Source organism: Pseudomonas sp. RIT-PI-r (assembly GCF_001297015.1).
Lineage (GTDB): Bacteria > Pseudomonadota > Gammaproteobacteria > Pseudomonadales > Pseudomonadaceae > Aquipseudomonas.
This window is the reverse complement of the sequence record NZ_LIGE01000018.1, coordinates 104739-119201: the sequence shown is the minus strand read 5'-3', so window position 1 is coordinate 119201 and position 14463 is coordinate 104739. Positions and strand designations below refer to the sequence as shown.

Here is a 14463-nt window from a genome sequence, read left to right as displayed (position 1 = left end):
GCCAAGACTTGTCAGCAAACCGAATCCTCTGATCGAGATACACAAGTGATCGAAAATCTACGCAACATCGCCATCATTGCCCACGTTGACCATGGTAAAACCACCCTGGTAGACAAACTCCTGCGTCAATCCGGCACTCTGGAGCGCAACGAGCTCAACGACGAGCGCGTGATGGACTCCAACGACCAGGAAAAAGAGCGCGGTATTACCATTCTGGCGAAAAACACCGCCATCAACTGGAACGGCTACCACATCAACATCGTGGACACCCCGGGCCACGCCGACTTCGGCGGCGAAGTTGAACGCGTAATGTCGATGGTTGACTCCGTTCTGCTGCTGGTTGACGCTCAAGACGGCCCTATGCCGCAAACCCGTTTCGTGACCAAGAAGGCTTTCGAAGCCGGCCTGCGTCCAATCGTGGTGATCAACAAGGTTGACCGTCCAGGCGCGCGTCCGGACTGGGTTCTGGACCAGATCTTCGACCTGTTCGACAACCTCGGTGCTACCGAAGAACAACTGGACTTCCAGGTTGTTTACGCCTCGGCCCTGAACGGCATTGCCGGTCTGGATCACACCGCCATGGCGGAAGACATGACCCCGCTGTATCAAGCGGTAGTCGACCACGTTCCGCCTCCGGCTGTTGACCGTGACGGTGCGTTCCAGATGCAGATCTCCGCTCTGGACTACAACAGCTTCCTGGGTGTTATCGGCGTTGGCCGTATCGCTCGTGGCCGCGTCAAGCCAAACACCCCGGTTGTGGCGATCGGTGCCGACGGCAAGCGTCGCAACGGCCGTATCCTGAAACTGATGGGTCACCACGGTCTGCACCGCATCGACGTTGAAGAAGCTGCAGCAGGCGATATCGTTTGCATCAGCGGTATGGACTCGCTGTTCATCTCCGACACCCTGTGCCACCCGGACACTGTCGAGGCGATGAAGCCTCTGACCGTTGACGAGCCAACCGTTTCGATGACCTTCCAGGTAAACGACTCGCCATTCTGCGGTAAAGAAGGCAAGTTCGTGACGTCCCGTAACATCAAGGACCGTCTGGACAAAGAGCTGCTGTACAACGTTGCACTGCGCGTTGAAGAAGGCGACACCGCTGACAAGTTCAAGGTTTCCGGCCGTGGTGAGCTGCACCTCTCGGTACTGATCGAAACCATGCGTCGCGAAGGCTTCGAGCTGGCCCTGGGCCGTCCTGAAGTAATCATTCGTGAAGTGAACGGCGTTAAACAAGAACCGTTCGAAAACGTCACCATCGACATCCCTGAAGAAGCTCAGGGCAAGGTCATGGAAGAGATGGGTCTGCGTAAAGGCGACCTGAGCAACATGGTGCCGGATGGCAAGGGCCGTGTTCGTCTGGAATACAACATCCCTGCTCGCGGTCTGATCGGTTTCCGTAACCAGTTCCTGACCCTGACCAACGGTGCTGGCATCCTGACCTCGATCTTCGATCGTTACGACACCGTCAAGTCGGGCCACATGTCCGGCCGTCAGAACGGCGTTCTGGTTTCGGTTGAAACCGGCAAGGCACTGACCTACTCGCTGGAAACCCTGCAGGCTCGTGGCAAGCTGTTCGTAGAACACGGCCAGGAGATCTACAACGGTCAAATCGTTGGTCAGAACAGCCGCGACAACGACCTGGGTGTAAACCCGACCAAAGGCAAGAAGCTCGACAACATGCGTGCTTCGGGTAAAGACGAAACCATCGCTCTGGTACCACCTGTTCGCTTCACCCTGGAACAGGCTCTGGAATACATCCAGGAAGACGAGCTGTGCGAAGTCACTCCTAAGTCCATCCGTCTTCGCAAGAAGATCCTGGACGAAAGCGAGCGTACCCGCGCTGCCAAGAAAGCCAAGAACTGAGTCTTTAGTTCAGGCTGAATGAAAACGCCCCCGGTCGCGAGACCGGGGGCGTTTTTGTTTGTCTGGGGAAAGTTTGTTAGTTCTGAAGAGCCCCTCACCCTAGCCCTCTCCCGGAGGGAGAGGGGACTGAATGGGGGATGCTCAGGGGATACATCGACTTGAAAGAATTCTGCTGAATCCAAAATCGATTTGGTGGGGCTCAACCGAATCCATAATCGCCTGGGTGTTTCAGGTCGATGTATGGCGCCAGACACCTTGGTCGGCTCCCTCTCCCTCCGGGAGAGGGCTGGGCGGGCGGCGTTCCTATGAGGGTAAGCGTTTAAAACTTCTCGATCGCGCGGAAATTCTGCTCGCGCACCACTTCCTTCGGCTTATAAGCGCAATACCCCGGACGCGGGCCGATCTTCGGGTGATTGCGGCAGGTATCCGGGCGCTTGTCATAAATGGTGCACAGGCGGCTCTTACGATCCAGGTAGTAGCAATCGTTGTTGCTCATGCGCTGCAGGGTGAAGATGCCGGACTTCTGATTGAAGCGCTCGACCAGGCCTTCCTTCTGCAAACGCTTGGCGATGTTCTTCGGCGGGTCACCCAGTTCGAACTCGTCGACCACACCGATGCGCACCAGATCCTTGATCTTCACCTCAACCGGCAGCGTGCAGCAGCTGGATATGCAGGAACCGCACATCGGGGCCGAATATTTCGCCCACGTATCGAGACGATCGATCTCGGCGGCGGCAATCAGGTTGGGCTTCATCATCGGGAGTTACCAGGCGTGTGTGCATCAGGGCGCGCGATCATACCGGGACTGGTGGATTTTTGAACAACCTTTCGCCAGATTTTTTCTGCATACAGGCACATTGCCGGACAATTCGGCACGGCCCCTGCATTCATTAGCTCACTCGCCAAGGTAATGCCGGGCTATCTCACAGTCTCAGGAAATACTGCCGAACCAGAGCCCTCACCGTCGGTCAGACCGTCTAGGCTCAGACAATTCCCGCTCGCTCGAGGTCCTATTGATGACTCAAGAACCACTAGTTCGCGAAGCAGAGGTGGCCGCATTCCGCGACGCCGTCCTGACCAAACTCACCTACGCGGTGGGTAAAGACCCCGATCACGCGTTCGACCATGACTGGTTCGAAGCCATCGCCCTCGCGGCGCGTGATCACATGGTCGAGCACTGGATGGACCACACCCGGCAGATCTACCGCAAAGGTCAGAAACGGGTGTACTACCTCTCACTGGAATTTCTTATCGGCCGTTTGCTCTACGACAGCCTGAGCAATCTTGGCCTGCTCGATGTGGCCCGCGAAGCGCTGACTGAACTCGGTGTCGATCTGGAGCGCATCCGTCTGCTGGAACCTGACGCAGCGCTCGGCAACGGCGGCCTCGGGCGTCTGGCGGCGTGCTTCATGGAAAGCATGTCGACCCTCGGCATTGCCGGCCACGGTTACGGCATTCGTTATGAGCACGGCTTGTTCCGTCAGGCCATCGTCGACGGCTGGCAGCAGGAGCAGACCGAGCACTGGCTGGATTTCGGCAACCCGTGGGAATTCGAACGGCCAGAAGTGGTTTACACCATCGGCTTCGGCGGCAGCGTCGAGACGGTCACCGACGTTTCCGGGAAATCCAAGCAAGTCTGGTCGCCAGCGGAAACCGTCCGCGCGATTGCCTACGACACGCCCGTGGTCGGCTGGCGTGGGGCGAGCGGCAACACCTTGCGTCTGTGGCGTGCCCGCGCCATGGAAGATTTGCACCTGGAACGCTTCAACGCCGGTGACCACTTGGGCGCCGTCGCCGAGGTTGCTCGCGCCGAAAGTATCTCCCGCGTGCTTTACCCGGCGGACAGCACCGAAGCAGGGCAAGAGCTGCGCCTGCGCCAGGAATACTTCTTTGTCGCTGCTTCCTTGCAGGATTTGCTGCGCCGTCACCGCAACATGCACACCTCGGTGCTGACGCTGGGCGATCACGCGGCGATCCAGCTCAACGACCCCCACCCCTCGATTGCCGTGGCCGAATTGATGCGCCAATTGGTCGATGTCTACGACGTGGCGTGGGATGCGGCTTGGCAAGTCACCGTCGACACGCTGTCGTACACCAACCACACGCTGCTGCCGGAAGCGCTGGAAACCTGGCCGGTGGGTTTGATGGAACGTATGTTGCCGCGCCACATGCAGATCATTTACCTGATCAACGCTCAGCACATCGATTCGCTGCGGGCCAAGGGCATTCACGATTTCGACGTGCTGCGCGCGGTGTCGTTGATCGAGGAAGACAACGGTCGCCGGGTGCGCATGGGCAACCTCGCTTTCCTTGGTTCGCACAGCGTCAATGGCGTGTCTGGCTTGCACACGCAACTGATGCGCAAAACCGTGTTCGCCGAACTGCACAAGCTCTACCCGGAGCGGATCAACAACAAAACCAACGGCATTACCTTCCGCCGCTGGCTTTATCAGGCCAACCCGGAACTGACTTCGATGTTGGTCGACGCGCTCGGCCCGGATCTATTGGATAACCCCGAAGAGCGTTTGCTCGATCTCGAGCCGTTCGCCGAAAAAACCGCGTTCCGTAAAGCTTTTTCCGAACAACGGCTGCATAGCAAAAAAGCGCTGGCCTATCTGATTCATGAACGGTTGGGGATCGCGGTCAATCCGGCGGCGATGTTCGACGTGCAGGTCAAACGTATCCACGAATACAAACGCCAGTTGCTCAACCTGATGCACACCGTGGCGCTGTATCAGGCGATTCGCGCCGAGCCGGAAGTCGACTGGGTGCCACGGGTGAAAATCTTTGCCGGTAAAGCGGCGGCGAGTTATCACCAGGCCAAACTGATCATCAAACTGACCAACGATATCGCCCGGGTAGTGAACAACGACCCGACTGTTCGCGGCCTGCTGAAAGTGGTGTTCCTGCCCAACTACAACGTCAGTCTGGCGGAGAGCATCATTCCGGCAGCGGACTTGTCCGAGCAGATTTCCACCGCCGGTTTCGAGGCTTCAGGCACCAGTAACATGAAGTTTGGCCTCAACGGCGCGTTGACCATCGGCACCCTTGACGGTGCCAACGTCGAAATGGCCGAGCGCATCGGTGTGGAACACATGTTCATCTTCGGTCTCAGCGCCCAGCAGGTGGAAGCGCGTAAACAGAATCACGAGTTCAGCGCTTTGCCGGACATTGCTGCCTCGCATCGTCTGAACGATGTGCTGCAAGCGATCCGCAGCGGGGTGTTCTCGCCGGATGACACTTCGCGCTATACCGGGCTGATCGATTCGCTGGTGGATTACGACCGCTTCCTGGTCTGCGCCGACTTCGATTCGTATTGGGAAGCCCAGAAGCGCGTTGAAGCGCATTGGCACGATTCCAACAACTGGTGGCGTTCTGCAGTGCTCAACACGGCGCGGATGGGCTGGTTCTCCTCGGACCGGACGATTCGCGAGTACGCCACGGATATCTGGAAAGCACTGGAGTAACTTTCCACTCGGCTCGATATAATCGCGCGCCGGAAAAGATCGCAGCCTTCGGCAGCTCCTACACAAGTGTTCACATAACCCTGTAGGAGCTGCCGCAGGCTGCGATCTTTTTGGGTCAGGCTGCGCTAATCTTCCCGGATTAGCCTTCGCGCTTAGGGATATCGACCATGCAATGGATGTTCATGTTGATCGGGCTGGTGCTCGGCTGGCTGCTCGACGAGTCGTTCAGTGATGCGCTATTAGGCGCGTTGCTGGGGCTGGCAATCGGGCAGACGATCCGCATCGCGCGGCTCGGCTCGCAGGCGATGGAGCAGCAACGTCAACTTGAGCAGGCGAAGGTCGCTTTGCAGGGCGTCGAACAGCGTCTGTTTTTGCTCGAAGGTGCACCCCTTCATGCTGCCCCTCCACCGAGTGCAGCGCCGGTTACCGAGCCCGTCGTAGAACCAGTCAAAGCCGCCGAAGAAGCCCCGGCCCCCGAACTGGTCTGGGAACTGCCGCCCGAACTCGAACCGATTTCCGCCATCGCCAGTGAAACCAGTCAACCGCTGCCCGCCGATGTCTGGCGCCTTGACGCCGTCACGCCCGAACCGCAAACACCTGCCGAACCTCGTGGCCCGAACCTCATCGAACGCGGCATCAGCGCCGCGCGTAACTGGCTGTTCGGCGGCAACACCGTACTGCGCGTCGGCGTGGTCTTGCTGTTCTTCGGTCTGGCGTTCCTGCTGCGCTACGCCACCGAAGGCATGGTCGTGCCGATCGAGGTACGTTACGCCGGTGTCGCGGCAGCCGCGTTGGGTCTGCTGGCGCTAGGCTGGTGGCTGCGCAAACGCAACAGCAATTACGCCTTGATGCTGCAAGGCACCGGGATTGCGGTGTTGTACCTGACGGTGTTTGCGGCGATGCGTTTGCATCCGTTGCTCGATCCGTCCGCCGCGTTGGGCTTGCTGGTCGCGGTGACGGTGTTCTCGGCGATTCTGGCGATCACCCAAGACTCGCTGGCGTTGGCTGCCGTCGCCGCACTGGGTGGATTCGCCGCACCGATCCTGACCTCGACCGGCGCCGGCAGCCACGTCGCACTGTTCAGTTATTTCGCTCTGCTCAATGCCGGCATTCTCGCTATCGCCTGGTTCAAGGCCTGGCGCTTGCTCAACCTGATCGGCTTTGTCGGCACCTTCGGCATCGGTTTCGCCTGGGGCCTGCGTTCGTATGCGCCGGAGCTGTTGTGGAGCACCGAGCCGTTCCTGATTCTGTTCTTCCTGATGTACCTCGCTATCGGCCTGTTGTTTGCCCGGCGCAAATTGCTCGATATGTCTGACGCGCCGGCAGACAGCGACCGTGATGCCTTGCTGCTCTGGTCGGCACGCAAGGGCGATTATGTCGACGGGACAATGCTGTTCGGTCCGCCAATCATTGGTTTCGGTTTGCAGTTTGCGCTGGTGCAGCATCTGGAGTTTGCCGCGGCGTTCAGTGCGCTGGCGCTGGGCATGATCTACATGGCGCTGGCCAAGGTGTTGATGGGCGGGCGCGCGGTGCTGCTGGGTGAAACCTGTCTGGCGCTCGGAGTGATTTTTGCCAGTCTGGCGATCCCGCTGGGGCTGGATGCGCGCTGGACATCGGCGGCATGGGCGGTGGAAGGCGCGGGGATTTTCTGGCTCGGCTTGCGTCAGCACCGACCGTTCGCCCGGGCGTTTGCATTGCTGCTACAACTGGGTTCCGCGTTGGCCTTTCTCAGTCAATTGCGCATTGGCGAAAGCAGTCTGCTCGACGGCGCCCCGCTGGGTGCGCTGATGCTCGGCATCGCGTTGCTGTTCAGTTTCTACCAATTGCGCAAGGCTTCGCCGCAACAGGCCTCGCCTTGGGAGCGTCAAGGCTTGCCGGTGCTGGCGTGTCTGGGCCTGACCTTCCTTTATCTGCTGGCGCCGCTGTTCTTCTTCGTTCAGGCCACGGCGATCAGTTGGGCACTGGCCGGGTTGGCGACGTTGTTTGTCGGCCTGCGAATTCAGTCGCGCACGTTCCTGTTCACCGCGTTTGCCGTGCAGTTACTCGGTGGCGCACTGTTCTTGTTGCGCCTGCAAGGCGCGGGGGAAGATTCGGCGGCGGTGTTCAGCGCCGGTTGGAGCGGCTTGCTGAGCGCTTCGCTGATCGGTCTGGCGTTGATCGCCGGCATGCTGTTGGCGGCACGCGATGAGATGGTGCGCGGTGATGTGCGTCTGCTGCGCGGGCTGTCGGTGGTGTTGCTGGCCGGGTTGGTGCTGATCAATCTGGCGGTGCTGTTCGTGCTGCCGTGGCAGACCGCGAGTGCGGTGTGGGCCGCGAGTGGTTTGCTGATTATCTGGCTGAGTCTGTACCTCAAGCAGCGTGTGAGTTTTGTTTTTGGTCTGCTATTGCAGGTGATTGGCGGCGCGGCATTCTTGCTGGCCGGTCCGGAACTGCTCGGGCCGCTGTCCAGCGAAGGGCTGAAGCCTTTGGCCCATGGCGGATTCTGGACGCCGCTGGTGCTGGGGCTGGCGGCAATGATCGGTGCGTGGCGCCTGCAACTGGGCAATCACGCCTCGGCATTCGATGCGTTGAGTTTGCAGCGCTTGTCCGAAGTATTGCTGGTGTGGGGCGCGGGTTGGTGGGCGCTGGCTTGGATTAGCGAAGTATTGCGTTTTGCTGCTCCGAATCTGCAAGGCACGTTGTTGCTCTTGGTTGCAGCCGTAAGCGTGGGGTTGTGGACTGCGTTGTCGCTACGATTGAAATGGCCGGCGCTGGGCTTGCTCTGCACCTTGCTGATTCCGGCGGCGGGTCTGGTGTTGGTCGCTGCCTGGCATTCGCGATATCACCCGGCGGCCGATTTCGGCTGGCTGGCATGGGCGGCGATATTCGCCGTGCACTTCTTCAATCTGCGCCGCTTGGCGCCGATGCTGCCGGCACGGGCCTTGAGCACGGCGCACGTGCTCGGCTGCTGGTTGCTGATCGGCGTGCTGGCGCTGGAATTGCGCTACGGTTTGCTGCTGTTGTCCGAGCAATACAACGCCTGGCGTTGGCTGGGTTGGGCGATTCTGCCAAGCGTTTACCTGCTGCTGGCGGCAGCACCGCGCAATTGGCCGTGGCCGGTGGCGGCATTCCCTCGCGAATACCGCTTGTATGCCGCCGCGCCGTTGGCGGTGTTGATGCTCGCGTGGTTCTGGCTGGCGAATGGCGTCAGCGATGGCAATGCCGAGCCACTTCCTTACGTGCCGCTGATCAATCCATTAGAGCTGGGTTTGTTGTTCGCCTTGTTCGGCGTTTATGTGTGGTCGCGCAGTGCGGTGTCGCAACTGTCGATTCGTCAGGACTACGCCGATTACGCGACGCAGCTGATCGCCGGGGTTTCGCTGTTCGCCTTCTGCACCGCACTGGTCACCCGCGCGGCTCACCACTGGGCGGGGATCCCGTTCGAACTGGATACGCTGCTCGCCTCGATGCTGGTGCAGGCCGGGTTGTCCATTGTCTGGACGCTAATGGCGCTCGGCTTGATGATTGGCGGCCATCTGCGCCATCGTCGCGAAGTGTGGCTGATCGGCGCGGCGTTGATTGCGCTGGTGGTGGCCAAACTGATTTTTGTCGAACTGAGCAACCGTGGCGGCCTCGCCCGGATCGTCTCGTTTATCGGCGTCGGAGTGTTGCTGCTGGTGGTTGGCTATTTCGCGCCGCTGCCGCCCAAACGCGTCGACGCTGACCCGGCGGCGGACAAACCGGCCCCGGACACCGAAGGAGTTTCATCTTGAGTCGCATGCTTAATCTGGGTTGGTTGGCGTTGGGCGTGGTGATGGTGGCCGGTGCTCAGGAAAAACCGGCGGACTTCGCCACGCAAGTGCCGCTGGCGGTGAGCGGCAACGGTCCGTGGTACCGCCTCGAATTGCCGCTGAGCGTGCAATTGCAGGCGCGCCAGACTGATCTCGGCGACTTGCGTGTGTTCAACGCCGCTGGCGAACCACAGGCCTATGCTCTGGCTCGTGAATCGGCGCAGACCCGCGACGACGGTCAGTTACATGAGGTGAAATGGTTCCCGCTGTACAACGCCGCTGACGCCAGCGAACGCGCGCCGAGTGTGCGTGTGCAAGCGACCACCAACGGCACATTGGTCGAGGTGCAGCCGTCCAGTCAGTTGGAGGCGGGAGAAGAGATTCTGCGCGGCTGGCTGTTGGATGCGAGTGCGATCAAGGCGCCGTTGCAGCAGTTGATCCTCGACTGGACCAGCGAGCGCGACGGTTTTCAGCGCTTCAGCATCGAGGCCAGTGACGACCTGCAACATTGGCAGCCATGGGGCGAAGGGCAGGTCGCACGGCTGACCTTTTCCGATGAGCGTATCGAGCAGCACGAAGTGACGTTGCCGGGGCAATCGGCGCGTTATGTACGGCTGTTGTGGGAGTCGCCGAACTCGGCACCGATCCTGACGGCGGCGCAACTGAAAAGCAGCGACCCGCGCGAATTGCCGCTGCCGTTGGTTTGGTCGCAGGCGCTGGCCGGCAGCAGCACCAAGGCCGGAGAATACACCTGGCAATTGCCGATGGGGCTGAATGTCGAGCGGGTGCAGGTCGAACTGAAACAGCCGAACAGTCTGGCGCCGGTGACGCTGGCCGGCCGTCGTGAAAGCAGTTTGCCGTGGCAGGAGTTGAGCAGCGGTTTGCTCTATCGCCTGACGCAGAATGGCCAGGACGTGGTGCAGAACGAATTGCAGCTTTACGGGCAGACAGTGCAGCAGTTGAAGCTGACCGTGGATGAGCGCGGCGGTGGTCTCGGTGAGCAGGCGCCTAGCGTGAAGTACGCGGTGCGGGCGACGCAGGTGATTTTCCTTGCGCGGGGGGCGGGGCCGTACAGTCTGGCGTTGGGTAATCCGAGTGTGAAGACGGCGAATCTGCCGTTGGCGACGCTGATTCCGGATTTCAAACCGGAGAAACTGGCGGCATTGGGTAAAGCTGTGGTGCAGGGTGAGGCGGTGGCTACGCAGACTTCGACGGCAACTACTGCTGCGGTGGCGGAGACCAATTGGAAGAAGATCGGGTTGTGGGCTGTGTTGTTGCTGAGTGTGGTTTTTCTCGGGGCGATGGCGTTTAGCTTGTTGCGCAAGCCGCCTGGCAATTCCTGAAAAGGCGGGTGCTGCACACCCGATCGCGAGCAGGTTCACTCCTACAGGGGATCGCATTTCTTCAGTTGGAATACCGTCAACTGTAGGAGCGAGCCTGCTCGCGAAAGCGGCGTGTCAGCCAATACATATTCCGAACTGATCAATTAACCCCGAGCCACACCCGTCCGATTTCCAACTACGCTAAACCCGCTACCTGAACTCTCCACCCACATTCACGTCTCATGCAGGCAATTACACCCCAACGCACGTTACCGGGCGTCTTCGCTCGCTACGTTTTCAGACTCCCTGTAAACTGCGCGGGTTTTTAGCCCCCCATTCCACCGGAGCCGTCCATGTCCCGCGTTACCCTGAGTCGCTATTTGATTGAGCAGACCCGCAGCAATAACACTCCTGCCGATCTGCGTTTCCTGATCGAAGTGGTGGCGCGTGCCTGCAAGGAGATCAACCACGCCGTGTCCAAAGGCGCCCTGGGTGGTGTTCTGGGCAGCATGGGCACCGAAAACGTGCAAGGCGAAGTGCAGAAGAAGCTCGACGTGATCTCCAACGAGATCCTGCTCGAAGCCAACGAATGGGGCGGTCACCTGGCCGGCATGGCGTCCGAAGAAATGGACAATGCCTACCAGATCCCGGGCAAATACCCGAAAGGCGCGTACCTGCTGGTATTCGACCCACTGGACGGTTCGTCGAACATCGACATCAACGCCCCGGTCGGCACCATCTTCTCGGTACTGCGTTGCCCGAACGAATACCTGAGCCAGAACGAGCCGCTGAACGAGAAAGCGTTCCTGCAGCCAGGCACCCAGCAAGTAGCCGCCGGTTACGCGATCTACGGTCCACAGACCATGCTGATCCTGACCTTGGGCGACGGCGTCAAAGGTTTCACCCTGGACCGTGAAATGGGCAGCTTCGTGCTGACTCACGAAAACATCACTATTCCTGAATCGACCCAGGAATTCGCCATCAACATGTCCAACCAGCGTCACTGGGAAGCCCCGGTACAACGCTACGTGGGCGAGTTGCTGGCCGGTGAAGAAGGTCCGCTGAAAAAGAACTACAACATGCGTTGGGTCGCGGCGATGGTTGCCGACGTACACCGCATCCTGACCCGTGGCGGTCTGTTCATGTACCCGCGCGACAGCCGTGAGCCATCCAAGCCAGGCAAACTGCGTCTGATGTACGAAGCCAACCCGATGTCGTTCCTCGTGGAACAGGCGGGCGGCGCGTCCACCGACGGTCATCAGCGCATTCTCGACATCCAGCCGGAAGGCCTGCACCAGCGTGTAGCGGTGTTCCTCGGCTCGAAAGAAGAAGTCGCACGCGCGACGGCCTACCACAAGGAATAAACCATGACCGCGCCCTGGCAGCCGTTGCTCGATTGGTGGTTCGGACATGCCGAATCACCGGACGACATTTCGGCTGACAAGGGCAAGTTGTGGTTCGGTAAGCGAGACAGCCAAGACCTCGAAGCGCAGACGCGTTTCGGGGTCTTTGTCGATCAGGCCCTGGCCGGCGAATTGACCGAGTGGACGCAACGTCCCGAAGGTTGGCTGGCGCTGGTATTACTGCTCGATCAACTGCCGCGAATGATCTATCGCGACACCCCCAAAGCATTTTCCGGCGATCTGCGCGCGCAGAAACTCGTCGCCCAAGGCATTGCCGCGGATTTCGATCGGCAGTTGAAACCGATCCAGCGAGTGTTCATTTATCTGGTGTTCGAACACTGCGAAAACCTCGCGGTGCAGAACGAGGCGGTTTCCCGATTTATCGAACTGGTGGCTGAACAGCCGAAATCGGAGCGCGCGGTGTTTGCCGATAACCTGGATTATGCCGAACGGCATCAGAAAGTGATTGCGCGGTTTGGCCGGTTTCCGCATCGCAATGCGGTGTTGGGGCGGGAGTCTACGGTGGAGGAGTTGGTGTTTCTTTCCGAACCGGGTTCGCGGTTCTGATCCCAATAAAGATCGCAGCCTACGGCAGCTCCTACAGTGAACTCGATCTATGTAGGAGCTGCCGCAGGCTGCGATCTTTTGATCCTTAAATGCGGAAACTACCCACCAACTGCTTCAATCGCGCCGCCTGCTGCTCCAGATCCGAGCACGCCCGCAACGTTGCCTGCAAGTTCTCCACACCTTCCTGATTCAGCGTGTTGATCTCGTTGATATCGACATTGATCGACTCAACCACTGCCGTCTGCTCTTCAGTCGCCGTGGCTACCGACTGGTTCATCCCGTCGATCTCGCCGATACGCTGAGTCACGCTGCCCAGGCGCTCGCCGGCCTGGTTGGCGATGCCGACGCTGCTTTCGCTCTCGCGCTGGCTCTCGGTCATGATGCTGACCGCCTGACGCGCGCCGACTTGCAGCTCTTCGATCATCTTCTGCACTTGTTGCGCCGAATCCTGGGTGCGGTGCGCAAGGTTACGCACTTCATCGGCAACCACGGCAAAACCACGACCGGCTTCACCGGCACGCGCCGCTTCGATCGCGGCGTTGAGCGCGAGCAGGTTGGTCTGTTGGGAAATGCTGGTGATCACTTCGAGAATCTGGCCGATGTTCACCGTGTTGCTGTTCAGGGTTTCGATGTTGCCGCACGAATCGCTGATCTTCGCCGACAGCTGCTGCATGGCCTGAATGGTTTTATCCACAACCTGCTGACCGTCGACCGCGAGGCTGCGCGCATCGCTTGAATGCTGCGAGGCGAGGGCGGCGTTCTGGGCGATTTCCTGCGCGGCGGCGCCGAGCTGGTTGATCGCGGCCGCGACGCTGTTGGTGCGGGAGGCTTGCTGATCGGAGTTGTACATCGACGAGTTCGACGCCGCAACGACGCGCAGGGCGACCTCGTTGACCTGGCCAGTAGCCGAAGACACTTCGCGGATCGAGGTGTGGATACGTTCGACGAAACGGTTGAACGAGGTGCCCAGCGCGCCGAACTCGTCGTTGCCGTGGATCACCAGACGTTTGGTCAGGTCGCCTTCGCCTTCGGCGATGTCGTGCATGGCGCGACCCATGGTCAGCAGCGGTTGCATCAACACGCGGATGAGCATGCCGAGCAGCGCGATGATGATCACCACGGCAATGACCATGGCGATCAGCGCCGAGGTGCGGAATTCGCTGAGCATTGCGAACGCGGTGTCCTTGTCCAGCACCAGCGCCACGTACCAGTCAGCCGAAGGCACGCCGTTGATGTGGGTGAAGGAGATCAACTGGGTCTTGCCGTCGAACTCGACTTCTTTCAGGCCCGGACTGACTTTCGGTGCGCCGTTCGGGTAGGCCTCGGCGAGGGTCTTGAGCACCAGTTTGCTGTCCGGGTGAATCAGGATCTTGCCCTCGCTGCTGACGATGAACGCGTGGCCGTGGCCACCGAAGTTCAGCGAGTTGATGATTGCGCTGACGCTGGTCAGGTCGATATCGGCACCAGCGACGCCGAGCATCTGCCCTTGGCGCTGCACCGGGGTGGCGACGGTGATCACCAGTTTGCCCGAGGACGCGGCGATGTAAGGTTCGGTAACGATGGTTTGCTGTGCGCTGTTCGCTGCTTTGTACCAGCCGCGTGCGCGTGGATCGTAGTCCGGCGCGCGGTTGCCGGCGGGCACCGAGAACATCACGCCGTCAGCACCGCCGAAATAGCTGAGCTGGAAATTGCCGGTGTAGGCGGGCAGGTCGATGATGCGTTTCAGGCTGGCCGGGGCGTTACCGTCGACGGCCACTTGCTGCGACAGCGATTGCAGTAATTGAATGCGGCTTTCCAGCCAGGTCTGGATGTTGCTGGTGGTCAGGCTGCCCAGCTCCTGCATCGAGGCTTCGGTGCTGCTGTTCAGGGCTTCGCGCTGTCGATAGTCGTTGAAGAAAATGAAACAGGCGAACGCAACGGCCACCACGAGGGCGGCAGCCAACAAGATCTTGTGGCTGAATTTCATGTTTCTGGTCATCGAATGAACTACCGCGAAGGGGCTGGTCAAGAAGGGGCGGCAATTTGCCACACTCGGGGGCTTTGCGCTGCTCTTATTTCGGCCGCGGAG

The 14463-nt window shown here is 60.0% G+C and carries 8 protein-coding genes and 1 pseudogene; 6 read left to right on the top strand and 3 right to left on the bottom strand.

Annotation, left to right across the window (positions count from 1 at the left end; genetic code table 11):
- Window positions 1-45 precede the first annotated feature (45 nt).
- Window positions 46-1866 (top strand): translational GTPase TypA, encoded by a 1821-nt coding sequence (gene typA, locus AK821_RS06340; protein ID WP_064388909.1) that lies wholly within the window; start codon window positions 46-48, stop codon window positions 1864-1866.
- Between the two features lie 319 nt (window positions 1867-2185).
- Here typA and AK821_RS06335 read toward each other — a convergent pair whose 3' ends face one another.
- Window positions 2186-2623: a YkgJ family cysteine cluster protein gene (locus tag AK821_RS06335; RefSeq protein WP_008080573.1), complete on the bottom strand. Its 438-nt coding sequence runs from the start codon at window positions 2621-2623 to the stop codon at window positions 2186-2188.
- A gap of 259 nt (window positions 2624-2882) precedes the next feature.
- On the opposite strand from AK821_RS06335, the gene AK821_RS06330 reads away from it, so the two are divergent.
- The 5 genes from AK821_RS06330 to AK821_RS06310 all read left to right on the top strand — a co-directional run bounded on the left by AK821_RS06330 (window position 2883) and on the right by AK821_RS06310 (window position 12395).
- The gene (locus tag AK821_RS06330; RefSeq protein WP_064388908.1) at window positions 2883-5333 is read left to right on the top strand and encodes a glycogen/starch/alpha-glucan phosphorylase; all 2451 of its coding nucleotides are present in this window, start codon (window positions 2883-2885) and stop codon (window positions 5331-5333) included.
- A 167-nt stretch (window positions 5334-5500) separates the two neighbouring features.
- Window positions 5501-9085: a DUF2339 domain-containing protein gene (locus AK821_RS06325; RefSeq protein WP_064388907.1), complete on the top strand. Its 3585-nt coding sequence runs from the start codon at window positions 5501-5503 to the stop codon at window positions 9083-9085.
- Window positions 9082-10446 carry a DUF3999 domain-containing protein gene (locus tag AK821_RS06320; RefSeq protein ID WP_064388906.1) on the top strand — a complete coding sequence of 455 codons (1365 nt, stop codon included), beginning with the start codon at window positions 9082-9084 and terminating at the stop codon, window positions 10444-10446. The genes AK821_RS06325 and AK821_RS06320 overlap by 4 nt, the downstream gene beginning before the upstream one ends.
- A gap of 332 nt (window positions 10447-10778) precedes the next feature.
- The gene (locus AK821_RS06315) at window positions 10779-11789 is read left to right on the top strand and encodes a class 1 fructose-bisphosphatase (protein WP_008080580.1); all 1011 of its coding nucleotides are present in this window, start codon (window positions 10779-10781) and stop codon (window positions 11787-11789) included.
- Window positions 11790-11792: 3 nt separating this feature from the next.
- Window positions 11793-12395 (top strand): DUF924 family protein, encoded by a 603-nt coding sequence (locus tag AK821_RS06310; protein ID WP_064388905.1) that lies wholly within the window; start codon window positions 11793-11795, stop codon window positions 12393-12395.
- 85 nt (window positions 12396-12480) lie between these two features.
- On the opposite strand, the gene AK821_RS31330 is transcribed toward AK821_RS06310, so the two are convergent.
- Both AK821_RS31330 and AK821_RS31325 read right to left on the bottom strand, forming a co-directional pair.
- Complete coding sequence (locus AK821_RS31330) at window positions 12481-13245, bottom strand: methyl-accepting chemotaxis protein (protein ID WP_371920137.1); 765 nt, start codon at window positions 13243-13245, stop codon at window positions 12481-12483.
- A 93-nt stretch (window positions 13246-13338) separates the two neighbouring features.
- Window positions 13339-14238, bottom strand: a pseudogene (locus tag AK821_RS31325) (HAMP domain-containing protein); the annotation flags it as partial.
- Between the last annotated feature and the right edge of the window lie 225 nt (window positions 14239-14463).

Bases quoted from the DNA above. Each gene is read 5' to 3' on its own strand.
- AK821_RS06335 (WP_008080573.1), bottom strand. From the start codon at position 2,623: ATGATGAAGCCCAACCTGATTGCCGCCGCCGAGATCGATCGTCTCGAT.
- AK821_RS31330 (WP_371920137.1), bottom strand. From the start codon at position 13,245: ATGTACAACTCCGATCAGCAAGCCTCCCGCACCAACAGCGTCGCGGCC.
- AK821_RS06330 (WP_064388908.1), top strand. From the start codon at position 2,883: ATGACTCAAGAACCACTAGTTCGCGAAGCAGAGGTGGCCGCATTCCGC.
- AK821_RS06325 (WP_064388907.1), top strand. From the start codon at position 5,501: ATGCAATGGATGTTCATGTTGATCGGGCTGGTGCTCGGCTGGCTGCTC.
- AK821_RS06310 (WP_064388905.1), top strand. From the start codon at position 11,793: ATGACCGCGCCCTGGCAGCCGTTGCTCGATTGGTGGTTCGGACATGCC.
- AK821_RS06315 (WP_008080580.1), top strand. From the start codon at position 10,779: ATGTCCCGCGTTACCCTGAGTCGCTATTTGATTGAGCAGACCCGCAGC.